Below are 26,300 nucleotides of genomic sequence, written 5' to 3'. Positions count from 1 at the left end.
CTAGTGAACATTGAGAAAAAAGGATTATTATTTTTATCCTATGGTAGCCCTTCAAGTAAGGCTGATTTAGTGCCATACATGACGAGTATTCGTCATGGTCGCGTACCGACCGATGCTGAAGTTAATAATCTTACCCATCGTTATGATGTCATTGGTCAGTGGTCCAACGTAGAATTACAAACGATGGCAGAACGTCAATATAATAGACTGCTTACTTTGTTGCCATCCATACCATCGGCCATTGGATATCTTCATATGAAGCCGTCCATTGCTGATGCGGTAGATGCATTAGTCAAACAAGGTGTAGAGCATATTATCGCTATTGTAACTGCCCCATTCTTTACGTCTCTTGGTACTGGCGCTTATGAGAAACAAGTGCAGGCTGCAATTGGTGACCTTCAAGGTGTAACTTTTGATGTTATTCGTGCTTGGTGGGATCAACCTTCCTTTATCGAGTATTGGGTAAAAGCAGTTTCAGACTGCATCAATGATACTAAAGATGTATTTGTTATTTTTAGTGCTCATAGCATACCTCTTATTAATAGTCATAATGCAGACTCTTATGCTTTGGCCTTAGAGGAAAGTGCAAAAGAAATCGCTCAACGTTGCGATTTAGAACAGTGGTCTGTAGCTTGGCAGAGCGCAGCCCCTCACGGGCAATGGTTAGGGCCAACCGTAGCAGAAGCAATTAATCAAGCTCTACGTAGTGGCGCGATACATATAGCCTTTGTACCATTTGGCTTTGTAAGCAATCATGTAGAGGTGTTGTACGATAATGATGTAGAGTGCAAAGAACTCGTTGATGCTGGCGGCGCTGTATATATGCGTGCAGAAATGCCGAATTGTGATGAAACATTCTTGCAAGCGATGGCGAGTGCAATAATAGAAAGGATTCATTCGTGAATGTAACAATAGTGGGCGGTGGCCTAACCGGATTGACAGCGGCTTATTATTTAGGCCATGCAAAGCCGAACTGGACCATTACTCTTTATGAACAAGCACCACGATTTGGTGGGAAAATACAAACACAACGCGTCGATGACTTCGTGGTAGAGCTCGGACCTGATTCTTACTTAGGCCGTAAAACGGAAATGACGGATCTCGTCTATGATCTCGGATTAGGGGACACCCTTGTATCGAATGAAACAGGGCAAGCCTTTGTGTATGACAAAGGTTCTATTCATCCTATTCCAGGGGGCTCTATCATGGGCATCCCTACGGAAATGATGCCTTTTGTGAAAGCAACGCTTATTTCTTGGCCTGGCAAATTACGAGCTGGTTTAGATTACTTTAAAAAGCCATACCAGCTAGATAAAAATGGAGATGTATCCATTGGTCATTTCTTTCAATACCATTTAGGTCAAGAAATGATGGATAAGCTCATCGAGCCTCTATTGGCGGGTATCTATGGCGGCGACATTTATAAAATTAGCTTGTTATCTACATTCCCTCATTTTATTCAAGTAGAACAAAAATACGGGAATATGGTAAAAGGCATGATGGCTGCTAAGATGGGCCACTCTAAAGCGGGGGTTACTAAAGCGGCTAAAGGTGCCGTAGCTGAAGGCGACGTACCGCGTGCTGGTAAAGGGACTATGACAGACCGTCAATTCGAAAGTCATGAAGCAAAGTCTAGTCAAACTGCATCTACGAATAATAGTTCAAACAGTTCTGGCCATGCCACAAATACTAGTCCACACCGACAAACTAGTAAGGTTCAAGTAGATATGGCGAGCCGAAAGGGGACTGCTGCTCAATCTGGTATGTTCCGCCAATTGACAGGCGGCCTTGAAAGCGTTATTACTGCTATCGTTGATGCCATGCCTAGTAATGTGCACTTGTATACAGGTACGCTAGTTTCTAATATTCGATATGTTGAAGGTATGTATGCTATCGATGTGGAGAACTCTGGAAACGATGCTTGTGGCTGTCAGTCTCATTCTAAATCTATTAGAACTGCGTCTATTAATGCTGAGAACAGGGTAGAAGCTAGTGATTCTACTACAGATTCAGCTATAGAGGTACTCCTTGATAAAGCTCCTGCTATGGCGGATCATGTGATTATCGCGACACCGCCTGCCAAATATACGCAATGGTTTAAGGATGATCCGGGTTTTGATTTCTTGCGCTCCATGGAGCAGTCTAGCTGCGCTATTGCTATTATGGCCTTTGATAAAGCTACCTTTGATGGTGATTTAAAAGGTTCTGGTCTCTTGATTACACGCAATACAGATACGCCTCTTACAGCGTGTACTATTCTTAATCAAAAATGGCCTCAAACAACGCCTGACGATAAAATCGTATTGCGCGTCTTTATCGGTAAACCTGGCAATGATGTGGTAGAACATCTCGATGATAAGGAACTTTCAGCATTAGCAGTAAAGGAAATTCAACGTATTATGAATTTCTCCACGCAACCTGAGTGGGTGCGCATCAATCGTCTCATTCACTGCATGCCGCAATATAATGTAGGACATCGAGCAGGCATCACAGCAGTACGTGAACATGTAGCGAAACACTATCCAAACTTACATCTCATTGGTACACCGTTTGATGGCATCGGTATTCCTGATGGTGTAAAACAAGCAAAAGAACTCGTAGAGTCTATTGCAGAGAGCAATTGAAAATTAATATTAATAAATAATTATAAGAAAAGACTCCATATGCTATAATAGTATATGGAGTCTTTTCGATTCTTATAGTAATAGAAATATATCATTTTTATATAATCACCATAGTTAGGAGTGATCACAATGGGAAAAGCAATCCCTACAGTAGAAGGTTGGCATAGCCAACACATGGTATTTGCCATGGATTTCAGTGCATGGAACTGCTTTACAGCTGAAGAAAAAGCAGAAGCGCGCAACGAATTAAAAGCATTTTTAGCGGATCTTGAAGCTAAACATCAAGCTAAAGAAGGTAGCTATGCATTCTATGATTGCAATGGCGCAAAAGGGGACTTAATCCTATGGATCCTTGGGCCATCCCTTGAATATTTGGCACAAGTAGAACGCAAGTTCCGTCGCCTTGCGATTGCAAGTGTATTAGTTCAAACATATTCCTATACATCTGTAACAGAAGTAAGTGCGTATGTTAAGGCCAAACTCGATACAGAAGAAGTTAACCAAAAACTATACCCTCATGTACCTCGTGACAAATACATCTGCTTCTATAACATGAGCAAAAAACGTGAAGGTGATGACAATTGGTTCATGCTACCACCACAAGAACGAGGCATGTTGATGAAATCTCACGGTGAACTTGGTAAAACATACTTAGACGTTTTATCCGAATTTACAACAGGTGGCTGTGGCCTAGACGACTGGGAATGGGGCATTACAATCTTCAGTAATGACGACATCCAATTCAAAAAAATCGTATATGATATGCGCTTTGAAGTAGCCAGTGCAAAATACGGCATCTTCAGCGACTTCTACGTTGGTACCATCATCGACGATGCACTACTAGAAGAAATCTTTGGATAATAAAAGAGCCTGCTCCAGCAGGCTCTTTTTATTATTCATATATATAGATAAATAACTGCTTATTGTATCGTATATTTGTTCAGATTATAATACTATTAAGGTAGTCAGCGAGGTTGGGCCTCTAAAAAGCAAATAGCCCTCCGTTACCAAGTGTAATTAGCTAAACAGAAAGGCCATTTCCTATATGTTTTGTTTTTGAGATGCGCCTGACGTTCCTACTCGTCTGACTATCTATTTATATTATAGAGATAAAGATATATATCGTCAAATTAGAATGAATGGACTGCTTAGCAGTCCTCTTTTTCTTCCCTTAACATGAAGTCTATAATTTTGAACAGAAAATTTGCTGTACGCACTGTACATGTACTGCGTAAAATATAATTCACTATGTTTGAGTAGCTTATTTATAACTATATTCTTATAAAAGAGAACCCCGCATCGATCCGACTTACGAGGTCAAGGCCCTAGGCCGCAGACCTGATACGTATGGAGGAGAGATGCGGGGTTTCTTTTATCACTTAGTTTAGAAAAGTGAATTATATTTTGTTGTACCGTCCAGTGAACGTAAATTTTCTGTTTCCAGAAAATTATACGTTCATATTAGCTGCTTTACGCACATAGAACCAGTAGCATACTGCTACAGTTACGATGTTGAAGGCTAATAATACAGCAAAGGCTGGGTGAATATTGCCAAACATGGAATATACAAAACCGAAGATTTTAGGTGTAATGAAGGCACCGTATGCAGCTACGGCAGCAACGAAACCTGTAATTAAAGAGGAAAGCAATGGATTACCGAATACGTGAGGAATCATACGGAATGTAGCACCAGTTGCGAAGCCACAGCATACGAATGTCAACACGGACATAGCAAAGAAGAATGGGAAGTTGTGCATATCTACGCCAACTGCAATTAGAGCTGTTGTAGCACATAGTCCGAGAAGGCTTACAAAGGTAACTTTTGTACCGCTGTTAATTTTGTCTGCTAACCAACCACCTACAGGGCGAAGTGCACCTGCTACAAGTGGACCTACGAATGCGATAGAAGCAAATGGTACTTCTGGGAATTCTTTACCTACTAATAGACCAAGTGCTGCTGCATAACCAGAGAAAGCACCGAAGGAACATGTATAAAGTAATGTAAGTGCCCAAGTGTGTTTGTTACCAAAGATTTGTACTAGATTTTTAGGATTTGGTTTTTCTAGAGGTAAGTTATCCATGAATCGTGTCATAAGTGCAAGGATAACAACAAGTGGTACGATCCACATGAAAGCTGCATTGGCAAGGTATACTGCATTACCTTTGATGATAGCTGGTGTTACACCGAATACGCTACCTAGTGCAGCAGAACCCATAGCGAATGGAGCCAAGAAGTAGATTACGGAAATACCAAGGTTACCAACACCGCCGTTGATACCAAGAGCAGTACCTTTTTCGGATTTAGGGAAGAAGTTGCCAATGTACGCCATGGAGGACGAGAAGTTGGCGCCCGCTAAACCGATAAGGGCAGTCAAAATCATGAATGTCGTATAAGAAGTTGTTGTATCTTGAACGGCAAAGCCGAGCCATACAACAGGAACTAATAGAATAAGTGTGGAAATAAATGTCCAGTTTTTACCACCGATTAAGGCTGGCATGTAGGTATATACAAAACGTAATGTAGCACCTACAAGGCCTGGCAATGCAGCTAAGGTAAATAATTGATCGGTTGTGAAATTAAAGCCTGCGCCGTTGAGTTGCGCTGCAATGGTTGCCCATAAATACCATACACAGAATGAAAGGGTTAATGCAATTGTGGATATAACCAAGTTTTGTTTAGCAATTTTTTTACCAAACTTTTCCCAAAATTCTGGATTATCTGGTTGCCAATTAGCCACAATTTCGCTTCGGCTTGCCCCTACTTGAGGCATTTTTAGTTCGCTCATTTTGAACTTCTCCTTACTGAAAAACTATACATGCAATGAAGACATGGAAGATACAATTATCAGTCAATGTATATGAATATTGCAATTTATAGAATTTCTATAGAAAATATTCGAATTACTTAGAGAACTGAGTTATAATTATTGTATCAACAAAATTTGCAATGTCTTATATCACAAATATATTATATATTGTAAAATTTTTTGTGAATGTGACATAAAACACACATATTCTGAAATTAATAAGTTATAATAATCTTATATATACAAAAAAGTATATAATACATGTGCTTTTACTATAAATAGATTAGTATAACTAATGGATTTTATTTTAAAAGTACAATGGAGTGGTGAAGGTATGGATAAAAATTTAATTAACCAATTACTTGCTTTGCCGGGCGAGGAACTCCATCTTAATAAAGGTGATTTTCTCTTCCACGAGGGGGACAAGGCAGAACACTTTTACGTAGTGTTAAAAGGTAGAATGAGCATTAAGAAATTCGAATCTAGTGGGCACATTTTTGCGTTGCGTCTAGTAGGTCCGAATAATGTAATTGGTGAGGTTCCGTTGTATGAGGAGAACACAAGAACGTATGTGTTCAACGCCATCGCTCGGGAGGATTGCTCTGTTTATTCCATTCGCTATGATGTGTTAGAGCCAGCTATTGCAAAAGATCATTCATTGGCTATTGCGATGATGCAAATCTACACATTACATATGCGTCGTCAACAGGCAAAATACCGAGACTTGCTACTATATGGCAAGAAGGGAGCATTTTATTCTACCTTGTTGCGCTTAGCCAATAGTTATGGTGTAGAGCGCGAGGATGGTATCTTTATCGATATCGCCCTAACAAATCAAGAGTTGGCTGAATTTGCTGCCACATCAAGAGAAAGTTTAAATCGCATGCTAAGTGAGTTGCGTAAGTTGGGCTATGTAGCCTATGACAAACACCATCTAGTAATCTGTGATTTTGATGCTTTAATCGGATTGCTTGATTTAGAGGTTGATAATATAGACCCTAATATTAGTAATATCGAATAACAGTATTTTCTCCTTTGTGTTAGCTCAGCTAGCACAAAGGATTTTTTTGTAGTTTTGAAGGAGGACACGAGATGAGCTTGTTGTCTCAAAAGTTTAAGTTTCTTCGCAAGAAGAACGTATCTCCAAGCGGCCATCAAATAACTGAAGATGGCGGTCGCGAGTGGGAAAATTTTTATCGTGACCGTTGGTCTTACGATAAAGTTGTCCGCACAACGCATGGCGTAAACTGTACTGGTTCTTGTAGCTGGAATATCTACGTTAAGAATGGTGTTGTAGCGTGGGAAAATCAGGCTACTGATTACCCTGAAACACCAGATGATATGCCGGATTACGAACCACGTGGGTGCCCTCGTGGTGCAACATTCTCTTGGTATCTCTATAGCCCATTGCGCGTAAAATATCCATATGTGCGCGGCGAATTGGCTGAGCTTTGGAGAGAAGCTAAAAAGCATGCTAAGAACCCAATCGAAGCTTGGAAATCTATCGTAGAAGATCCTGAAAAAGCGAAAAAATACAAATCTGCCCGTGGTATGGGTGGCTTTGTGCGCTCCACATGGGATGAAGCGACAGAAATTACTGCTGCATCCTTATTATATACTGCAAAAACATACGGCCCTGACCGCAACGCAGGCTTCTCTGTAATTCCAGCGATGTCCATGTTGTCCTATGCAGCAGGTGCTCGTTTCCTTAACTTAATGGGTGGTTCACCATTGTCCTTCTATGACTGGTATGCCGATTTACCACCTTCTAGCCCTCAAGTTTGGGGTGAACAAACTGATACACCTGAATCTGGTGACTGGTACAATGCTGGTTACATCATGACTTGGGGTTCTAACGTACCATTGACTCGTACGCCAGATGCTCACTTCTTAACAGAGGTTCGTTACAAAGGTACTAAGGTAGTATCCGTATCCCCTGACTATGCGGAATCTACAACTTCTTCTGATGCTTGGCTCAATGTAAAAGCCGGTACTGATGCGGCTCTTGCTATGGCAATGGGCCACGTAATCTTAAAAGAATACTACATCGATAAAGAAACTCCATACTTCAAAGAGTATGCTAAAGAGTTCACAGATATGCCATTCCTTGTACGCGTTGAAGAAATCAACGGCACTGTACAACCAGGCCGCTTCTTGAATGCTAAGGATTTGGGTCGCCAAGAGGAAGGCGCTAACTTCCAAATGGTATTAATCGATGATACAACTAATGAAATCGTTGTTCCTAATGGTACAATGGGCGAACGTCACACAAATCCACAAAAATGGAACTTACGCCTTGAAAACCGCGATACAGGGGCTAAAATCGACCCTCGTTTATCCGTGTTTGATCAACGTGAAGATGTGACTGTTGTTAAGTTGCCATACTTTGGAGATGAAGAGCACGAAGGCGTAATTGAACGTGCTATTCCTACAATTACAGTACAAACTGTAGATGGTCCTGTAAAAGTAACTACTGTATATGATCTTATTCTTGCTAACTATGGTATCGATCGTGGTATCGGCGGTGAAGTGGCAACATCTTATACAGATGACACTCCTTACACACCTACATGGCAAGAAAAAATTACTGGCGTAAAAGCAGATATCGCTATTGCTACAGCTCGTGAGTTTGCAGACAATGCAGAAAAAACTAAAGGTCGTTCCATGATTATCATGGGCGGTGGTATCAACCACTGGTACCATGCTGACGTGATTTACCGTACAATCTTGAACCTTATCATGTTCTGTGGTACAGAAGGTGTTAACGGTGGTGGCTGGGCTCACTACGTAGGTCAAGAAAAACTTCGTCCTATTGAAGGCTGGGGCGGTATCATGACAGCTAACGACTGGAGTAAAGCTCCTCGTTTGCAAAATGGTACATCTTGGTTCTACTTTGCTACAGAACAATATCGTTCTGATTGCATCGACTTGGCAGACCGCGTATCTAAATTAGCTAAGCCTCGTTACCGTCACCCTGGCGATTACAATGTATTAGCGGCTCGTTTAGGTTGGTTGCCATCATATCCTACTTTCAATAAAGGCAGCCAAGACTTGATTAACGATGCTCGTGCAGCTGGTGCTGGTACAGAAGCAGAAATTAATCAATATGTGGCGCAAGCGTTGAAAAATAAAGAATTACAATTCTGCGTAGAAGATCCTGCGGCTAAAGAAAACCATCCACGCAACTTGTTTGTATGGCGTGCGAACCTTATCGGTTCCTCTTCTAAAGGCCATGAATACTTCTTGAAACATTTATTAGGTACTAAAAATGCGGTATTAGAAGATGACGATGCACCTACACGTCCAGAAGAAATCAAATGGCGTGAAGCTGATGGGGCAGGTAAACTTGACCTCTTAATCGACATCGACTTCCGTATGGCTTCTACAGGCTTGTACTCTGATATCGTATTCCCTGCAGCTACATGGTATGAAAAAGAAGACTTGTCTTCTACAGATATGCATCCATATGTACACGTATTCCAAGCTGCTGTTGATTGCGCATGGGAAACTAAATCTGACTGGGATACATTCCGTACCCTTGCAGAAACAGTATCTCGCGTAGCAAAAGAGTCTGGCTTCACAGAATACGAAGACATCGTAGCATTGCCTCTTGGTCATGACAGCCCAGGTGAAGTGGCTCAACCAGAAGGTAAGGTTCTCGACTGGAGCAAAGGCGAATGTGAACCAATTCCTGGTAAAACAATGCCTAACCTCGTTCATGTAAAACGCAACTATGGCCAAATCTTTGAAAAATTCATTGCTTTGGGACCTAACATTGAAAACAAAATGGGTGCTCATGGCTTGGCTTGGGATGTATCTGATGAATATCAAACATTGTACGCACAAAATGGTACAATCGATAATCCAGAATTCATTTCTCATGGCCGTCCAAGCATTTACGAATGTAAAGAAGCTTGTAATGCTGTATTGACATTGTCTTCTTGTACAAATGGTAAATTGGCTGTTCGTTCTTGGAAGGCAATGGAAGAAAAAACTGGTCTTTCTGATCTTGAAAAGAATGCAAAAGGTCGTGAACAAGAAAAAATTACCTTTGATGACATGGTTCGCCAACCACGCTTCATTATTAGCTCTGTAACAAGTACTGGTAAAAACGATAAAAACCGTCGTTATTCCCCATTCACAACATCTACAGAAGATAAAGTACCATTCCGTACCGTAACAGGTCGTCAATCCTTCTATTGCGATCATGAAATGATGCGCGATTACGGTGAAGCTATGGCGTTGTACAAACCTGTATTGTCCTACAAACCAGTACAAGGTGACTACAAACAAGAAGGTATTCCAGAAATTACATTGAAATACTTAACACCACATAATAAGTGGTCTACTCATAGTATGTACTTCGATAGCCAACAAATGTTGACATTGTTCCGTGGTGGTCAAACTATTTGGCTCAACGAAGATGATGCAGCAGAAATTGGCGTTAAAGATAATGACTGGGTAGAAGCTTTCAATAAAAATGGTGTAGTTGCAGCTCGTGCAGTTGTATCTCCACGTATTCCTCGTGGCATTTCCTATATGCATCACTCTCAAGATCGTCACATCAACGTTCCTGGTACGCAAGTTAAGAAAGACCGTCGCGGTGGTACACACAACGCACCAACTCATATTCACATGAAACCGACACACATGATTGGCGGTTATGGTCAATTGAGCTATGGCTTTAACTACTATGGCCCAACTGGTAACCAACGTGATATGACAATTGTGGCTCGTAAGTTGAAGGAGGTGGATTGGCTTGAAGATTAAAGCTCAAGTATCCATGGTCCTAAATTTGGATAAGTGTTTAGGCTGTCATACATGCTCTATCACTTGTAAAAATACATGGACGAACCGCGAAGGCGCGGAATATATGTACTTTAATAACGTGGAGACTCGCCCAGGTGTAGGCTATCCACGTAATTGGGAAGACCAAGAAAAATGGAAGGGCGGCTGGACGCTAGATAACTCTGGTAAATTAGCTCTTTCTACAGGTTCTAAAACAAATCGTTTGATGAAATTATTCTTCCATCCTGAACAACCAGAGTTGAAGGATTATTTCGAACCTTGGACTTACGACTATGAAACATTGATTCATGGTGGTCGTAAAAATAACCAACCAGTTGCTCGTCCTCGTTCCCTTGTAACGAAACAAAAAATGGAAGTTACTTGGGGTCCTAACTGGGATGATGATTTGGCTGGTGGTCAACATGCTCGTTCTGATGTGAACTTAACTAAGATGGGCCAAGATATCGTATTTGACTACGAAGAAGTATTCATGCGTTATTTGCCTCGTCTTTGTAACCACTGCTTGAACCCTGCATGTGTAGCTGCATGTCCATCCGGCGCGATTTATAAACGCGACGAAGATGGTGTAGTTCTCGTATCTCAAGATGTATGCCGCGGTTGGAGACATTGCGTTCCATCTTGTCCATACAAAAAAATCTTCTATAACTGGGAAACTAATAAAGCTGAAAAATGCGTATTCTGTTACCCACGTTTGGAAAATGGTTTGCCTCAAATCTGTGCTGAAACTTGTGTAGGTCGTATGCGCTATGTTGGCGTTGTATTCTACGATATGGACAAAGTAGAAGCTATGGCAGCTACAAAAAATGAACAAGATATTTACGAAAATACTTTAGATTTGATTTTGGATCCTCATGATCCAGAGGTTATCAAAGCGGCTCGTGCTGAAGGCATCTCCGAAGCATGGATTAAAGCAGCTCAAAAATCTCCTGTATACAAACTTGTAAAAGAGTGGGGCGTGGCATTGCCATTGCATCCTGAGTATCGCACATTGCCAATGGTTTGGTATGTACCACCACTCAGCCCAATCTTGCAACGTGTAACATCTGATGTATACTTGCCAGATGCACATGAAATGCGCGTACCTGTACAATACCTTGCTAACTTGTTTACAGCAGGTAATACAGAAATTTTAGCTCGTACATTGCAACGTGTTCTCGACATGCGTGAATACATGCGCCGTCGTGAAACAGGTGACGGTCCTATTGAACATAAAGTTGATTTAACAGAGGATCAAATGTACGGTATGTACAAATTGTTGGCATTGTCCAAATACAATGATCGCTTTGTTATTCCATCTGACGTAAAAGTATCTCGCGAAGGTCGCCTAGAAATGCAACATAATCGCGGTTTTGCTTGCCCTACAGGGGGATGTCAATAATGAAGGATGCTCAGAAAATCGCTCTTATTGCGTCATTTCTTCTACGCTATCCTGATGAACAATGGTATAACGAACTACCTGAATGGAGAGAGGACGCCCAATCTGTTGGGCATCCTCAACTTCGCCAAGGTTTATTAGAATTCTTCGACTATGTAGAGGAATCCGATAAAAAAGAATTTGAAGACCAATATGTTCGTACCTTTGATTTTAGTCAAAATACAACTATGTATTTGTCGACTTATGAATTACAAGGTACTGGGGAACAAGCAGAAGAACTCGTTAAATTTAAAGCTTTCTTCCTAGAAAACGACTATGATTTGCCAAAAGAAATGCCAGACTATGTTCCAGCACTTCTTGAATTATGTGCCGTTATCGATGATGAAAAAGCAAAAGAAATTTACGACTATTGTAAGCCAAAATTGGAATACATTAGAGAACGCTTCATTGAGGCTAAATTGCCTTATGCATTCTTGTTTGATATTATCTTGTCTGTTGCAAATGGATTGGAGGACGGTGCACGATGAATCTATTCCTTTGGGGCGCTTTGCCTTACATCGCTTTCACCTTCTTAATCGTAGGTACTTTGGTTCGTTTCTTCTATTTTGAAAGAAACTGGACTACAAAATCGAGTGAATTTTTAGAGAAAAAACAATTGCGCATTGCCAATCCATTGTTCCACTTTGGCTTGCTTTGCGTTATCGGTGGTCACGTAGTAGGTGTGTTAATCCCTAAAACTTGGACTGCTGCAATCGGTATTAATGACCATTTGTACCATGAAGGTGCGTTATACATGGGTGCTGTAGCGGGTATTATCTTCATCGTAGGCTTCTTGCTCTTGATGAAACGTCGCTTTACTGTACCTGCTATGAAAGTTAACACATCTGGCCTTGATAAATGGTTATACTTGTTCTTAACATTAGCTATTTTCAGCGGTATGGCTGGTACATTGCTTAATGCATCTGGTTTCTTTGATTACCGCGTATCTATCGGTCCTTGGTTCCGTAGCTTACTATCCTTTATGCCTGATCCATCCTTGATGGAAGGCGTACCATTCATGTTTAAATTCCATATGTTAGCGTGGATGGTGGTAGCTATTATCTTCCCATTCAGCCGTTTGGTACACTGCTTGAGTGTTCCACTCAACTACTTAACACGTCCGTTCATTGTATATCGTAAACGTGACGAAAAATAATTAGGATGATGATTGATTTGTATGCCCTTCATGATATGACAAATTGATCGTAGCCCCTTGTAATAGTGAAAGCTGATGCTCACTACTACAAGGGGCTTTTGTTTGCTAATTTTGGATAAAGTAGTTTAGATAACATAACATTGTTTCTGATTGAATAATCTATTTATACCGAAATACTTTGCAGTTGTTTATATAGTTAGAATAAAAGTCTAAATTAGAATTATTCTTATAATAGATACTACCTATCTAATAAAAGTAATCCACAAATTTCGATTTAAATGATAAAATATCTTAGATAGATTGTTATCCATAGGTATTATTTTAGAGAGGTTTTAGATGAATCAAGTTGAAACAAAACAATACAAGAGTATTTACCATATTTTTATATGGATCGGTGTATTTTCTTTAATTATGATTGGTTTACTAGAGTGGGGCTATATCGTAGGTGGTCGTGCCTTTGGTAACTATAAAGTATACACAGGTCTTGTGCCTTGGTGTGCATGGGTTGTAATGACTTACTTAGCTACGCGCCCTAAATGGTTTACAAGCCGTTATAACTTATGTGAAATGTTCAAGATTCACCGTGCATTAGGTATTGCATCTGTAGCTGTTATTGCATTCCATTTGTATCTCTATTTCGGTAAAGCTGCTAAATCCGTTCTCGGTTGGTGGGGTGGCTATGTAGCCCTTACTTCCTTCGGTATTGGTACTATTTCTGGCCTTGCGTTCTTGACGCCAAAACTTAGAAAAGTTACACCATCTGGTCGTAATGTTGGTATTTGGCTTCATCGTTTAAATCTCGTAGCATTAGTTGCTGCGGATATCCATATTCATGGTTTTAATCGTATTTCCAAAATGGTACCATTCTTACAAGTCTTTGATATCATTACATATGGCCTTGTTATCTACTGCATCTACTTGATGTTTAAAAAGAAATAATAAGATACCTACAAATCCCTTCTGTATTATACAGAAGGGATTTTTTCGTTATATTTTTATTTTCTAAGAAATAAAATATTCTATATTATCAGTTTAATGCATAATTGATTATGAGATTGATATACATTCTCTCTTTACTGACCAGATGAAAATTGCTATTATTTGTATATTAAATATGATAATGATAATTATAGTCATAAATTTCATTATCTTTTCATTTTTTATTAATCATTATTTATTGTGTGAGGTTTATTATGATTAAACGTAAAATGACCAGTGCTTTTGCAGTGGCAGCCATGATGGGTGTGGCTACAGCGTTTGCTGTTAATCCATTTTCCGATGTTCCGTCCGATAGCTGGGCATATCAAGCAGTAGATCAATTGGCTACAGCTGGTATTATCAATGGTTATCCTGATGGGACTTTCAAAGGCCAAAATAACATTACTCGTTACGAAATGGCTCAAATGATTGCGAAAGGCATGGCTAATCAAGATCGTGCTAATGCAGAACAACAAGCTATGTTGAATCGCTTGGCCGACGAGTTCTCCAATGAGTTGCATTCGCTTGGTGTGCGTGTAGCTAAATTGGAAGACCGCGTAGGCAATGTAAAGGTTACTGGTGATGCTCGTATCAACTATATCGGCAAAGAGGGTATCGATGGTTATGATTACGAAGATAAAATTACAGCCCGTGTACGTTTAGGCCTAGATGCAAAGGTTAATAAAAATACATCTGTAAAAGCGCGTATTACAACAGGCTCTATTGAGTTAGGTGATAGTTCTAAAGAAGCTCAAGCTAACTGGGATCTAGCATATGTAGAGCACAAATTTGGTAAAAATGTTGTAGTTGATGCTGGTCGTTATACTCAAAAGTTTGGTGGTGGCTTGATTTATAGCTCTAACTTTGATGGTGTAGGCGCTACAGCGAAGCTAGGTGATAAAGTTACATTAAATGGTGCATATGGTTATATGACAGCAGGCCGTTTTGCTAAGACTAGTAAAGCTGATAATGGTGATGTAGGTCTTATTAATGCCCATGTAGCTGTTAATGATCACTTTAGCTTTGGCGGTATGTTTGCTCATGTAGGTACAACAAATGTACGTATGGGTAATGGCAAGAAAAATAACGAATTCGATAATGTATATGGCTTTAATGCTAAATATAATGTTGGTAAATTCGGTATTGATGGCGAGTGGGTAAAAGCATCTGGCTTGAGTGATTCCGATGTTTGGAACGTAGGCGTTAAATGGGGCGATTATAAAATTAACAAGAAGAACTCTTGGGATATCCGCTTAGATTACTTTGATCAAGCTAAAAATGCCCCAGTATTTAAAACGCAAAAATATGAATCTAATGATTTATTGAAGAAAACACGGTATGAAGGTTATAAAGCATGGCAATTAGGTGCATCTTACGCACCAGAGAAAAATATTGGTATTAATGCATACTATGGCTTCCATGCGAAAACACAAGATGGTAACCGTGTAAATGATTTCTACCGTGCAGACCTCAACTTCAAATTCTAGTTCTAATTTTAGGATGGATCTGGATTTAATAACTAATTAGTTTTAAGTTCTAAGTAGAATGCTATGTGGATTGAAATTGTTAGCATGCTACATTAGGCCAACTAGATATATACTGGTAGTTTGTATAAGAAATAGTGAGGTTTATATGGCAGAAGTAGTAAAAAAACAGTTTAAGAGTAAATACCATATTTTAATATGGATTGCGGTTTTATCCCTAATATTTATGGGAATGGTAGAATATGGTTATGTAACAGGAGGTAGATCATTTGGTAACTGGAAGGTTCACTTAGGTCTTATTCCTTATGTTGCATGGCTTGTATTAACATATATTGCAACAAGACCAAAATGGTTTATCAAACGATATAATCCAAAAGAAATGTTTGAAGTTCATCGCATCGTAGGTATCGTTAGTGTTGTTCTTGTATGTGCACATTGGTATGTATACTTCTTGAAAGCATTGAAGTCCTTCTTAGGATTCTGGGGCGGTTATATCTCCCTTGGAGCCATGTTTATTGCTCTTATCTTTGCCGTATTGTACTTAACGCCTTGGGTAGGCAATATGGCAGAATCTGTATCTCGTAAAAAAGCAATCTGGATTCATCGTTTGAACCTTATTGCTATCATTGCAGCAAATATTCATGTTCATGGTTTTGGACGTTTGTCTAAAATGGTACCATTCTTGCCTGTATTTGATGTAGTGACGTATGCACTTGTTATTTACTACATCTATTGGATGTTTAAACAAAAATAAATGATATATACGTACTTTTATTCTTATAAAAGTCGTATAATCATAGAACTAAAAAGAGACCATCTCTACCCTTTATATGTGGAAGAGATGGTCTTTTTTTGTAGTTTACGATACAATAATATTATGAGTATATTCTATTATTTTGTGCAAGTATATACTGATAAGAAAGAAGGTCACTATGGAGTCTTCTTGGAAACGAATTATCTATTTAATCTGTATTATACAGATCGGTGGGGGAATAACAATTATAGGGGTACTATCATTCCTTCCGTTATTCCTTATAGAGTTAGGTCTACATAATCCAGGTGAAGCTGCTATGTGGGCAGGTATTGTATCCGGTGTAACGCCGTGTATGGTAGCGCTTAGTGCACCGTATTGGTCGCGCAAGGCAAACCAGCTTGGGCCACGTAAGGTAATGATGTTTATTTTATTCACCTTAATGGTTACGGTGGGGGCCTGTGCTTTCACACAAACCCCGTCTCAGCTGTTGGTTCTAAGAATTTTGCAAGGTGTAGTAGGCGGCTATGTGCCGATAGGACTGGCCATTATTGTACTCATAACACCTGAGGAAAAGGTGCCATGGGCGATGGGGCTATATCAGGCCTCTATGGTAATGGGACTCGTCTTTGGACCTCTTATGGGGGGATTAGCGGCCGATTTATTAGGCTATAGAGCACCATTTTTTGTATTTTCTGGATTGACTGGAATTTGCTTGTTAGGTATTTATTTCTTAATGCCTAATCTTCAGTTTAAGCATAAGGTAGATGCTCAAGAATCACAGATTTCTTTGATTAAATCATTTCTCATGATACCTCGAGTTCGTCTATTAGTGGCGATGCAGTTTTTATGTAACTTTGGTATTACTGGTATTGGTCCCATCTTACCGCTTTATATCAAACACTATATGGCCGTGAATGATGAATTTGTTGCTACCATTGTAGGGATTATTATCTTTGGGGCTGGTTTGTTTAGCGCCTTAGCATCCATTTCAATCGGTAAGGTAACACAACGATTGACCATGCCTCGTATTATCTTTACTGCTACATGGGCGGTGGGCTCCTTATTTATTTTGCAATACTTGATGCCTAGTATATGGGGACTTGGCGTATTCCGTGCTATAGCCGGATTCTTTATGGGCTTTATTACGCCAATTGCAAATACGCTGATATCCAAGGCCGTCCCTGTTGAGCGACGCGGCATTGTCTTTGGTGCCGTATCTAGCGTAGCCATGATGGGTAATGTTTTAGGCCCTGTTATTAGTGGTGTTATTGCGCGTGCCTTTGGATATGGTGCTGTGTTTTGGTCTACGGCGACAATATTCTTTGTGGCGTCCTGGTTTGTATATCGTAATTTAGTTATGTCTCGTGAAAGCAGTTCATCATAGTGAATCTACTTTCAATGAAATATAATAATTGTAGTTGTAGTTGTAGTTGTAGTTGTAGTTGTAGTTGTAGTTGTAGTTGTAGTTGTAGAGAAAAATATTATGTGAGTAGCAAATACCAATGAGAGGGGTTGGTGTATGTTGTGTAGTGGGCTAGTAGATAGAGTAAGGCTACTAATTATAAGAGAGATGAGAGTGTATCGTTATGTTGTTGAAACAATTAGAGTATTTTGTGTGTGTAGTTGATAATAATAGTTTTACTCAAGCTGCGACGGAGCAGTATGTGTCTCAATCTGCTATTTCACAACAAATTAAAGCCCTTGAAATAAGTTTAGGTGTGGAGCTGATGGTACGAGAAAAACGAAGCTTTCACCTAACACCAGCGGGGCAATATTTATATCGATCTGGTAAAAAATTACTAGAACGCTTTCACGATATTAAGGTAGAAACAACCCGCATTGGTACAGATGCACGTGTTAGTTTACGAATTGGCTATTTAAATCGCTATAGTGGGATGGCTATGCAGCAAACGGTCATTCGCATGGCTAAACGCTATAAAAACCTAGATATCCGCATGTATAGTGGCAGCCATGAGGAACTATATGGCATGTTAGATGATCGTCGCGTAGATGTGATTTTTAATGATCATTGGCAGATTTTATCTGATGATTATGAAAGTCATTTGATTGATAAGGCGACCACAGTAATCGAGGTGCCACAAGGTTATACAAAGGAAGGTAGCGTCGAAATTAAAACTATTGATGACTTACCACTTATCTTAGTATGTCGCGGTAAGTATACGCTAGCTGAGGAAGAACATTATCGTAAGGCCATTGGTTATGCTGGTGCCTTTGCCTATGCTCGTACATTAGAGGAGGCGCGCTATTTAGTAGCAGGTCAACAAGGACTATTGCTGCTTGATCGTTTTAAATATTTAACCGACTCCATGCCAGGTATTGAGCGCAAGGTATTGACTAACCATGGTAAATCGATGGAGCGCAATTACTACTTTGTATCGCAACAAAATCAAAGTAACACCTATGTAGAAGCCTTTAGAGAAATGTTTAAACAAGTTTTAGCAGAGTTTTAATGTATCAAAGACGGATTATGTAAAATAAATTTAATCGTCATATAACAAATAAACAATTACAATATAAAAGCCGTTAGCATATGCTAACGGCTTTATTGTTTGAATATTGCTTTATTGAGGATCGTTTAATTAAACATATTCCAAGAGCATTGTAACACCATCGATGAATAATTTTATACCATAAATGACGAGTACTGCACCACAGAAGCGATTGATCCAAGCCATATGGGTAATTTTGATTTTTTTAGCTAATAAATGCATGGTGGCAGCCAAGGCTCCAAACCACATTGGGGTCATAGCTAGGAAGCCTCCAAAGAAATAATAAATACCTTCTTCAGGTATATTAGCTTGAAAGGCGCCGAGCATCATAGTTGCATCAAGAACGGCTTGAGGATTCCCCCAGGATACAGCGATAGCGGATAGGATAATTTTACGAATTGGAATATTCGTATTTACATTGCGTATATCTGGTTCAGTTCTGAATATATTAAAGCCCATGTATACAATCAGTAGGCCCCCAAAAAGGAGTACGATAAGCTTTGTAAGAGGCCACATTTCAAGAATGGCGCCGATACCAAAGAAGGCTGCCGTACTGAGGCTCATATCAAATAGTGCCAATATGATAAGGGTCAATATGATACGACGTATAGGCTGTACCAATGCTGTGTTGATGATGAAGAGGTTTTGCATGCCAACAGGGGCAAATGTTGCGAGACCGACAAGAAGTCCTTGTAAGAAGTACATGTTAACCCTCCTAACTATAGTATGATAAAGTACTAATAAGGTGAATAGTAGCACGAAACCCCTCCATTACTGGAGGGGTTATTACTATTCTAACTATATACAATTATATCATATTAAAATAGGTATGTATATTTCTTACCATAAACCAATCATATGTTGTGTAGCTAGGCTGACTGCTGTGATGGCAATCCAGCAACAAGCACCCAATGCAAGGGCAGAACCACCGGATTTTATCAATTTTACGATATTAGTATTAAGACCGATAGCAACCATGGCCATTGTAATAAAGTATTTGGAAATAGTTTTGAATACACTCAAGAATTGAATATCTACATTCGCATAGGATAATGCTGTTGTAATAAGAGAACAAATCACAAAGTATAAAACAAATTTAGGGAAGATTTTAGCGATGCTAACACTGCTACCATCAGCTTGAGCAGCACTTTGTTTTGCTTTATATACTTGGTAACTTGCTAAACCTAAACAAATAGGAATAATAGCGAGGGTACGTGTTAATTTAACGATTGTCGCATATTCTAGTACTTGTGTACCAGTACCTTTCATACTATCCCATACGGCAGCTGTAGCTGTTACAGAGGATGTATCGTTTACAGCGGTACCAGCAAATAGACCAAAGCCCATATTAGAAAGACCAATAGCATCACCAAATGGAGGGAATACAAAAGCTGCTACTACATTGAAGAAGAATACAACGGAGATTGCTTGGGCAATATCTTGATCCTCTGCCTTGATGACTGGTGCAGCTGCAGCGATAGCAGAACCACCACAAATGGAGGAACCTACGCCGATAAGTACAGCTGTATTAGAGTCGATATGAGTGAGTCGATAGATAACATAGGACACGATTAAGGATGTAGCGATGGTTGAAATGATGACAGGTAATGAAATCCAACCTACATGTAAAATCTGTGTAATATTTAAGCCAAAGCCCAATAAAATAACGGCCCATTGTAAAATCTTTTTGGATGTAAATCCAATGCCGGCACCAGTTTTTTCGCGTTTCCAAGATGTGAATATAGAGCCAATAATTATACCTAAGATAATGGCAAAGATTGGACTACCAATAAGGTGAAATTCCAGGCCTAATAGCCAACAAGGAATAGCGAGGACTGCACAGAGCAGAATGCCTGGCAATGTTTTTTGATTGATACCCATAATAAAAACCTCCTTACTGTACATACAGTTCACGTCATATGTGGTATCATGTGGCGTTTCTCTTCTATAGTTTTAATAGTACCACATAGGGGGAATTATAATCTACTAGTAATGTAAGAAATATACAGTATATTCATTTTTATAAATATATAAGAATAAAAGGTATAATAAATGAATATTAATTATAAAGATAGAATTAATATGAGTTTTATGGCCTTCTTGTGAAGATGATAGGTTATAATTAATATTTATAGGTGATGGAAATCACTTGTTTTGTAGTGAATATGTTGTATATAATGAATAGAATCTATTTTATAGATAGAAATGTAAATGAGGTACCTTATGATTGATATTAAAAAAATAATTGAAACCAATAAAGAATATGTGAAAAATCATCCTGAATTACCAAAGGCAGGATTAACAAGCCATCCTACTAAAAAATTAGGTATTGTCACATGTATGGATACGCGTTTAGTCTGCATGCTAGAAGATGCACTAGGTTTTAACCGTGGCGAAATTATCGTCATTAAAACAGCCGGCAATAGCGTAACACAACCGATCGATAATATCGTACAAAGCTTGCTAGTTGCGACTTATGGTATGGAGATTGAAGACGTATTAATCATTGGCCATGAAAACTGTGGTATGATTGATTTCTCTGCTACTACATTTATGGAGTCCATGAAAGAAAAAGGTATCAGTGAAGATGCGATTCGCATGATCGAACCAGGACTTATTGACTGGATGGATCGTTTCCACATCTCCGAAGACAATGTAATCTATACAGTTAACTTCTTGCGTAACCACCCACTATTCCCAAAAGGAATGGGATTCTATGGAGGGATGATGGATCCTGATACAGGCGAATTCCGCTACCTCGAAATATAACCTTTGATTTGATGGGGCCCAAGTTGATTTGTACATTTAAGTGAAAAAGGACGAGAACTAACCTCTACGCTCCAAAGCGAGCTAAGTCGCTAATCGGTTAGTTCTCGTCCTTTTTCTAACTGTACCTATGAATTAGTCCCATCAAATCTGAATGCCATTAACGAGTTAGCGTAATTTCGCCGTATCGAGAGGGGGAAAAGAAATAAAGGGCCCCTCTACATAATTACATTTAGGTAAAAAAGAGTGATGACTAACCTCTACGCTCCAAAGCGAGCTAAGTCGCTAATCGGTTAGTCATCACTCTTTTTCTTTTTCTCCATATATAGCCAACCTATTATTCTCGCATTTATGGTTGTAGATAGGACTATATGGGACTGTTACATAAGTACAGCCATAAAAATCACAGAACCTAGTAAAGAGCGACTTAGCTCGCTTTGGAGCGATGAGCTAGGTTCTGTGATTTTTAACAAGGCTTGCACTAATGTATGGGGGCCCCATATAGTCCTATTACGGTAAACCTTAAGCGGAATAATAGGTTGACTATATATTCCGTTTAGCTGTATATTGTAATTAGATTGTAAACTTACTCACATAAATTGGTTAACCTATGCGGCGTTAAGTATCGCTGAGAGGAGACGTGTATGAAGCAGTTAGGTATTTCTATAATTGGAACCGATACAGATGTAGGCAAGACGTTTGTGACAGGGTTGTTAGGGGCTATGGCTGTTGATGATGGCTTTGCGGTTGGTATGGTTAAACCGGTGTCCTCCAGCGCAGTACCTTTTCCTGAATGTGTAACGATGGATGAGGATAATTATAATGTGGATCTTGAAAGCAAGGATGCTACGCATTTGATGCGTGCTGCAGGTATTCCTGAATCTCGTCGTCATGAAGTAAATCCCTATGCTATTGCTGGTGATTTTTCTCCTCGTCTTGCTGCAGAGTTATCTGGTATAGAAATCGATTATGATGGTGTAGTAGCTCATACATTAGATGTTGTTAATCGCTATGATGTAACCTTTGTAGAAGGTGCTGGTGGTATTACAACACCTCTTTACGGCGATACAACATTTACTGATTTAATGAAAGATATTAAATTACCAGCCATCGTTGTAGCTGATGGACGGTTGGGCTCCATTAACCGCGCGATTTTGACTTGTGAATACGCGAAGATGCATGGTATTGAAGTGAAAGCTATCATTGTTAATGATACAACGGCAGTGGATCCGTTCTTGTTGAAAACAAATGTGGAAGACATGGAACGATATACAGGTATTCCTGTGGTGGCTGTTGTACCGCCATATCAAGGCCCAGATATCCAAAAGGTTCAGCTAGGTTGGGCTCGGTCCTTTGTGGACTCTAAGAAGGTATGGAATACAGTATTAGGTATATAGTAATTAGATATTGTAATTTAATTTAGACTAATTATTTATGGTATTAGATTGTTATAGTAATTTAGTATTATAGGGATAGAGAATTATAGTTTGTAAAATTTGTACGTATGAGGTGAGGAAATGGCAGAGAAACAGCTTTCACAAGCGGCACAATGGGACCATGAGTTTGTATGGCATCCATTTACACAAATGCAAGATTGGTTAGCACAAGAACCAGTGGTAATCGAACGTGGTGAGGGGGTATACCTCATCGATGAGAACGGTAAAAAGTATTATGACGGCGTATCCTCTTTATGGGTTAACATTCATGGTCATAATCATCCTGTATTAAATCAAGCATTGAAGGAACAAGTAGATAAGATTGCCCATAGTACATTGCTCGGTCTTGTAAGCCCACCATCTGCACAGTTGTGTAAAGAATTGGTAGAGCTCGCTCCAGAAGGCTTAAATAAAGTATTCTTATCCGATGATGGCAGTACAGCTATTGAAGTTGCCATCAAGATGGCGTACCAATACCGTCAACTTGTAGGACAAACAAAGAAAACTAAGTTCATTGCCCTTAATGCAGGCTATCATGGGGATACATTAGGTACTGTATCTGTAGGCGGTATTCAATTATTCCACCAAGTGTTCCATAATCTATTATTCAAACCGTTGACATTACCAAGCCCTGGCGTATATCGCGACGTAGCAGATCGAGATAAAGCCTTCGATGAGTCTTTGGCTGAATTAGAACGCATCCTTAATGAAGAAGGTGATGAAATTACAGCTCTTGTTATGGAACCATTGGTTCAAGCTGCAGCAGGCATGCTCGTCATGCCTCATGGCTATTTGAAACGGGTTCGTGAATTGACTGCGAAACATGATGTATTTCTCATTGTCGATGAAGTAGCAACAGGCTTTGGTCGTACTGGTAAATTCTTTGCCTGCGAACACGAAGATGTGGCTCCAGATTTTATGACCTTGTCTAAAGGGATTACTGGCGGTTATATGCCTCTAGCTGCCACATTGACTACACAACGCATATTTGATGCATTCCTTGGCACCTTTGAAGAAAAGAAAACATTCTATCATGGTCACTCCTACACAGGTAATGCCTTAGCTTGTGCGGTTGCATTGGCTTCGTTGAAAGTTTTTCGCGATGAAAAGGTTATCGAAGGATTGCCTAAAAAAATCGAGGCTTTCACCAATGCATTGAAGCCAATCGAAAATTTGAAACATGTGAAAGAGGTTCGTCAACGAGGCCTCATCGTAGGTATTGAACTTGAAAAAGACGTGGCCACTCATGAAGCATATCGTCCAAATGATGCGGTAGGGGCTAAGGTGGCTATTCTTGCCCGTGAACAAGGCCTTATTTGCCGTCCTATCGGCGATGTAGTAATTCTCATGCCTCCATTGGCGTCCACTGTGGAACAATTAGAGGATATGGTTCGCATCGTTGGTGAAAGTATCCAACGAGCTACCGAAGAAGAGGGGATTCTCGAAGATTTACGGCCAATTATTTTGTAAAAATATAGGATCAAGCATTTTATAAAGGTTTGGTGTAATAATAAAAGCTATATATATCACGATTCTACAGACGATGTAGGCTGTCGATATATATAGCTTTTTATATTTATTTATTATGATGTTTTAGTTATGTCTTTAAACTATAGACTATACATTGTGAAAATTCGATGATATTTCTGCATATCTATGATACTATATATGTATAAAGGAGGTCATCGTATGGACATTTATGTAATTATGCAAGTTATTATTTTATTTGGTGCCATCTTCCTTGGTGTTCGCCTCGGTGGTATGGGCATCGGTTACGCTGGCGGCCTTGGGGTAGTATTGTTAAGCCTTGGTATGGGTATGTTCCCTGGACAGATTCCGTGGGATGTAATTCTCATCATCATGTCTGCTATCGCTGCCATCTGTGCCTTACAGTTAGCCGGTGGTCTTGATTATTTGGTGCGTATTGCGGAAAATATTTTGCGCAAAAACCCTAAACACATCAACTATTTAGCACCAACAGTAACGTATTTCTTAACTCTGTTGGCTGGTACTGGTCATACAGCATTTTCTATGATTCCGGTAATCGTAGAGGTGGCAAAAAGTGAAAACATTAAGCCATCTGTACCTTTATCTATTGCCGTTGTAGCGAGCCAAATCGCTATTACAGCGAGCCCAGTATCTGCAGCAGTTGTTGCTATGAGTGGTTTCCTTGAACCATTCGGTGTAAACTACCCAACATTACTCGCTATTTGTATTTCTACAACATTCGTAGCAGTTATGATTACTGCCTTTGTTATGTCTACATTTGCGAATAATGATTTGTCTTCTGATCCAGTATACCAAGAACGTTTGGCAGCAGGGCATGTGGCTCCACCTCGTGAAAAGAGTGCTGATTTCCACTTGAAACCAGGTGCGAAAACTTCTGTATTGATTTTCTTGATTGGTATTATTTGTATCGTATTCTATGCAACTGCCATCTCCAAGAACATTGGTCTTATTAAACCAGTTATTTTTGGTCGAAATGATGCCATCGTTGGATTCATGATGATTATTGCGGCTGCTATTACATTCTTCTGTAAGATTGATACAGCACAACTTGTTAATACAAGCACATTTAAATCCGGTTTATCCGCATGTGTCTGCGTATTGGGCGTAGCATGGTTGGGTGATACTTTCGTAAAAGGTCATATCCCTGAAATCAAAGCTCTAGCATCTAGCTTGGTAACAGCGTATCCATTCCTATTAGCCGTAGCATTCTTCTTTGCTAGTACATTGTTGTATAGCCAAGCGGCAACTACGCAAGCATTGGTACCAGCTGTAATTCTAGCTCTCGGTATTACTCCAGAGAACCCAGGATCCGTATACATTATCATCGCATCCTTCGCAGCTGTATCTGCACTTTTCGTATTGCCTACATACCCAACACTTTTAGGGGCTGTACAAATGGACGATACTGGCTCAACACGAATCGGTAAGCTCGTATTTAATCATCCGTTCTTCATCCCTGGTGTACTATCCATTGCTATCGCAGTAGCACTTGGCTTTGTAGTGGCTCCATTGATGCTGTAGTTGGTAAAAGCTAAATAAGGCTAATTCAAACATATTCAAATAAGAAAAGGACGTAACTTTCAAAAGTTACGTCCTTTTTGTTTGATTTATTTAGAGAGTTTTTATTAACCTTTATTCTTACAATCTTTACATGTTCCGGCAATTTCCAAATGATGCTCCGTCACCGTAAAGCCTGCATCAATTAATTCCTGTGGCATTTCTACAACAGGGCATGTGTGCAGAGGTATCATGGCTCCACATTTTGTACACACTGCATAGTGGCGGTGTGTATGCGGTGTAATTTCATAATATGCCATATCGCTACCCATGAGTGTTGTACGGGTAACGATTTCCTTTGTTTCTAACAGCTCAAGAGTGCGGTAAATAGTAGACATCCATGTAGTGCTACCATCGCCTAATCGCTCTGCGATTTCCATAGCCGTAATAGGTTTATCTGTAGTTGTTAATACGGACCAAATGGCTTCGCGCTGTTTGGTTTTTTTTATGCCTTCAGGCCAACTTGTTGTATTCATAACGCTCTTTCGATTCTGTT

At 39.6% G+C, this 26,300-nt stretch carries 21 protein-coding genes; 17 read left to right on the top strand and 4 right to left on the bottom strand.

What is annotated here, in order from left to right; all coding sequences use genetic code 11:
* Positions 1-3: 3 nt before the first annotated feature.
* From hemH to hemQ, 3 genes are all read left to right on the top strand, one after another.
* Positions 4-903 (top strand): ferrochelatase, encoded by a 900-nt coding sequence (hemH, locus tag MOQ65_RS07330; protein ID WP_257847134.1) that lies wholly within the window; start codon positions 4-6, stop codon positions 901-903.
* Positions 900-2,624 carry a protoporphyrinogen oxidase gene (gene hemG, locus MOQ65_RS07325; protein ID WP_257847133.1) on the top strand — a complete coding sequence of 575 codons (1,725 nt, stop codon included), beginning with the start codon at positions 900-902 and terminating at the stop codon, positions 2,622-2,624. Before hemH ends, hemG begins: the two co-directional genes overlap by 4 nt.
* Before the next feature lie 129 nt (positions 2,625-2,753).
* Entirely contained in the window at positions 2,754-3,485 is a 732-nt protein-coding gene (hemQ, locus tag MOQ65_RS07320; protein WP_060923924.1) for a hydrogen peroxide-dependent heme synthase, read from the top strand.
* Between the two features lie 587 nt (positions 3,486-4,072).
* Here the strand turns inward: hemQ and MOQ65_RS07315 are convergent.
* Complete coding sequence (locus tag MOQ65_RS07315; RefSeq protein WP_257847132.1) at positions 4,073-5,410, bottom strand: MFS transporter; 1,338 nt, start codon at positions 5,408-5,410, stop codon at positions 4,073-4,075.
* 355 nt (positions 5,411-5,765) lie between these two features.
* Between MOQ65_RS07315 and MOQ65_RS07310 the strand changes: the two genes are divergently transcribed.
* From MOQ65_RS07310 to MOQ65_RS07265, 10 genes are all read left to right on the top strand, one after another.
* Complete coding sequence (locus tag MOQ65_RS07310) at positions 5,766-6,452, top strand: Crp/Fnr family transcriptional regulator (protein WP_257847131.1); 687 nt, start codon at positions 5,766-5,768, stop codon at positions 6,450-6,452.
* Positions 6,453-6,523: 71 nt separating this feature from the next.
* Positions 6,524-10,201, top strand: a complete 3,678-nt coding sequence (locus MOQ65_RS07305; protein ID WP_257847130.1) for a nitrate reductase subunit alpha — start codon at positions 6,524-6,526, stop codon at positions 10,199-10,201.
* On the top strand, positions 10,191-11,618 hold the full coding sequence (gene narH / locus MOQ65_RS07300; protein ID WP_105094613.1) for a nitrate reductase subunit beta: 1,428 nt from the start codon (positions 10,191-10,193) through the stop codon (positions 11,616-11,618). Before MOQ65_RS07305 ends, narH begins: the two co-directional genes overlap by 11 nt.
* The gene (gene narJ, locus MOQ65_RS07295; RefSeq protein ID WP_054748527.1) at positions 11,618-12,142 is read left to right on the top strand and encodes a nitrate reductase molybdenum cofactor assembly chaperone; all 525 of its coding nucleotides are present in this window, start codon (positions 11,618-11,620) and stop codon (positions 12,140-12,142) included. Before narH ends, narJ begins: the two co-directional genes overlap by 1 nt.
* On the top strand, positions 12,139-12,810 hold the full coding sequence (gene narI / locus MOQ65_RS07290) for a respiratory nitrate reductase subunit gamma (protein WP_105081540.1): 672 nt from the start codon (positions 12,139-12,141) through the stop codon (positions 12,808-12,810). The genes narJ and narI overlap by 4 nt, the downstream gene beginning before the upstream one ends.
* 336 nt (positions 12,811-13,146) lie before the next feature.
* Entirely contained in the window at positions 13,147-13,749 is a 603-nt protein-coding gene (locus tag MOQ65_RS07285) for a ferric reductase-like transmembrane domain-containing protein (protein WP_257847129.1), read from the top strand.
* A gap of 254 nt (positions 13,750-14,003) precedes the next feature.
* Positions 14,004-15,275 (top strand): putative porin, encoded by a 1,272-nt coding sequence (locus tag MOQ65_RS07280; protein WP_257847128.1) that lies wholly within the window; start codon positions 14,004-14,006, stop codon positions 15,273-15,275.
* A gap of 145 nt (positions 15,276-15,420) precedes the next feature.
* Complete coding sequence (locus MOQ65_RS07275) at positions 15,421-16,026, top strand: ferric reductase-like transmembrane domain-containing protein (RefSeq protein ID WP_257847127.1); 606 nt, start codon at positions 15,421-15,423, stop codon at positions 16,024-16,026.
* Between the two features lie 178 nt (positions 16,027-16,204).
* On the top strand, positions 16,205-17,410 hold the full coding sequence (locus MOQ65_RS07270) for an MFS transporter (protein ID WP_257847125.1): 1,206 nt from the start codon (positions 16,205-16,207) through the stop codon (positions 17,408-17,410).
* Positions 17,411-17,612: 202 nt separating this feature from the next.
* Positions 17,613-18,497, top strand: a complete 885-nt coding sequence (locus tag MOQ65_RS07265) for a LysR family transcriptional regulator (RefSeq protein ID WP_257847123.1) — start codon at positions 17,613-17,615, stop codon at positions 18,495-18,497.
* A 129-nt stretch (positions 18,498-18,626) separates the two neighbouring features.
* Here MOQ65_RS07265 and MOQ65_RS07260 read toward each other — a convergent pair whose 3' ends face one another.
* Entirely contained in the window at positions 18,627-19,241 is a 615-nt protein-coding gene (locus MOQ65_RS07260) for a LysE/ArgO family amino acid transporter (protein WP_105085159.1), read from the bottom strand.
* 135 nt (positions 19,242-19,376) lie between these two features.
* A complete protein-coding gene (locus MOQ65_RS07255; protein ID WP_105085160.1) occupies positions 19,377-20,417 on the bottom strand; it encodes a YeiH family protein in 1,041 nt (346 codons plus the stop codon).
* Positions 20,418-20,759: 342 nt separating this feature from the next.
* Here MOQ65_RS07255 and MOQ65_RS07250 point away from each other — a divergent pair, with 342 nt between their 5' ends.
* The 4 genes from MOQ65_RS07250 (at position 20,760) to MOQ65_RS07235 (ending at position 25,768) form a co-directional block, all read left to right on the top strand.
* A complete protein-coding gene (locus tag MOQ65_RS07250; RefSeq protein WP_257847121.1) occupies positions 20,760-21,305 on the top strand; it encodes a beta-class carbonic anhydrase in 546 nt (181 codons plus the stop codon).
* 641 nt (positions 21,306-21,946) lie between these two features.
* On the top strand, positions 21,947-22,699 hold the full coding sequence (gene bioD, locus MOQ65_RS07245) for a dethiobiotin synthase (RefSeq protein ID WP_257847120.1): 753 nt from the start codon (positions 21,947-21,949) through the stop codon (positions 22,697-22,699).
* A 120-nt stretch (positions 22,700-22,819) separates the two neighbouring features.
* Entirely contained in the window at positions 22,820-24,208 is a 1,389-nt protein-coding gene (bioA, locus tag MOQ65_RS07240; RefSeq protein ID WP_257847119.1) for an adenosylmethionine--8-amino-7-oxononanoate transaminase, read from the top strand.
* 219 nt (positions 24,209-24,427) lie between these two features.
* A complete protein-coding gene (locus MOQ65_RS07235) occupies positions 24,428-25,768 on the top strand; it encodes an anaerobic C4-dicarboxylate transporter (protein WP_156719708.1) in 1,341 nt (446 codons plus the stop codon).
* Between the two features lie 104 nt (positions 25,769-25,872).
* Here the strand turns inward: MOQ65_RS07235 and MOQ65_RS07230 are convergent, their stop codons facing one another.
* The gene (locus MOQ65_RS07230) at positions 25,873-26,280 is read right to left on the bottom strand and encodes a Fur family transcriptional regulator (RefSeq protein WP_060923908.1); all 408 of its coding nucleotides are present in this window, start codon (positions 26,278-26,280) and stop codon (positions 25,873-25,875) included.
* Positions 26,281-26,300 lie beyond the last annotated feature (20 nt).

This window comes from Veillonella faecalis (assembly GCF_024677885.1).
Classification (GTDB): domain Bacteria; phylum Bacillota; class Negativicutes; order Veillonellales; family Veillonellaceae; genus Veillonella; species Veillonella nakazawae.
This window is presented reverse-complemented; position numbering and strand designations above follow the sequence as displayed.

Excerpts from the sequence above, each read along its gene's own strand:
- hemQ (WP_060923924.1), top strand. The coding sequence starts at position 2,754 with ATGGGAAAAGCAATCCCTACAGTAGAAGGTTGGCATAGCCAACACATG.
- MOQ65_RS07315 (WP_257847132.1), bottom strand. The coding sequence starts at position 5,410 with ATGAGCGAACTAAAAATGCCTCAAGTAGGGGCAAGCCGAAGCGAAATT.
- MOQ65_RS07310 (WP_257847131.1), top strand. The coding sequence starts at position 5,766 with ATGGATAAAAATTTAATTAACCAATTACTTGCTTTGCCGGGCGAGGAA.
- MOQ65_RS07305 (WP_257847130.1), top strand. The coding sequence starts at position 6,524 with ATGAGCTTGTTGTCTCAAAAGTTTAAGTTTCTTCGCAAGAAGAACGTA.
- narJ (WP_054748527.1), top strand. The coding sequence starts at position 11,618 with ATGAAGGATGCTCAGAAAATCGCTCTTATTGCGTCATTTCTTCTACGC.
- narI (WP_105081540.1), top strand. The coding sequence starts at position 12,139 with ATGAATCTATTCCTTTGGGGCGCTTTGCCTTACATCGCTTTCACCTTC.
- MOQ65_RS07285 (WP_257847129.1), top strand. The coding sequence starts at position 13,147 with ATGAATCAAGTTGAAACAAAACAATACAAGAGTATTTACCATATTTTT.
- MOQ65_RS07280 (WP_257847128.1), top strand. The coding sequence starts at position 14,004 with ATGATTAAACGTAAAATGACCAGTGCTTTTGCAGTGGCAGCCATGATG.
- MOQ65_RS07275 (WP_257847127.1), top strand. The coding sequence starts at position 15,421 with ATGGCAGAAGTAGTAAAAAAACAGTTTAAGAGTAAATACCATATTTTA.
- MOQ65_RS07270 (WP_257847125.1), top strand. The coding sequence starts at position 16,205 with ATGGAGTCTTCTTGGAAACGAATTATCTATTTAATCTGTATTATACAG.
- MOQ65_RS07265 (WP_257847123.1), top strand. The coding sequence starts at position 17,613 with ATGTTGTTGAAACAATTAGAGTATTTTGTGTGTGTAGTTGATAATAAT.
- MOQ65_RS07260 (WP_105085159.1), bottom strand. The coding sequence starts at position 19,241 with ATGTACTTCTTACAAGGACTTCTTGTCGGTCTCGCAACATTTGCCCCT.
- MOQ65_RS07255 (WP_105085160.1), bottom strand. The coding sequence starts at position 20,417 with ATGGGTATCAATCAAAAAACATTGCCAGGCATTCTGCTCTGTGCAGTC.
- MOQ65_RS07250 (WP_257847121.1), top strand. The coding sequence starts at position 20,760 with ATGATTGATATTAAAAAAATAATTGAAACCAATAAAGAATATGTGAAA.
- bioD (WP_257847120.1), top strand. The coding sequence starts at position 21,947 with ATGAAGCAGTTAGGTATTTCTATAATTGGAACCGATACAGATGTAGGC.
- bioA (WP_257847119.1), top strand. The coding sequence starts at position 22,820 with ATGGCAGAGAAACAGCTTTCACAAGCGGCACAATGGGACCATGAGTTT.
- MOQ65_RS07235 (WP_156719708.1), top strand. The coding sequence starts at position 24,428 with ATGGACATTTATGTAATTATGCAAGTTATTATTTTATTTGGTGCCATC.
- MOQ65_RS07230 (WP_060923908.1), bottom strand. The coding sequence starts at position 26,280 with ATGAATACAACAAGTTGGCCTGAAGGCATAAAAAAAACCAAACAGCGC.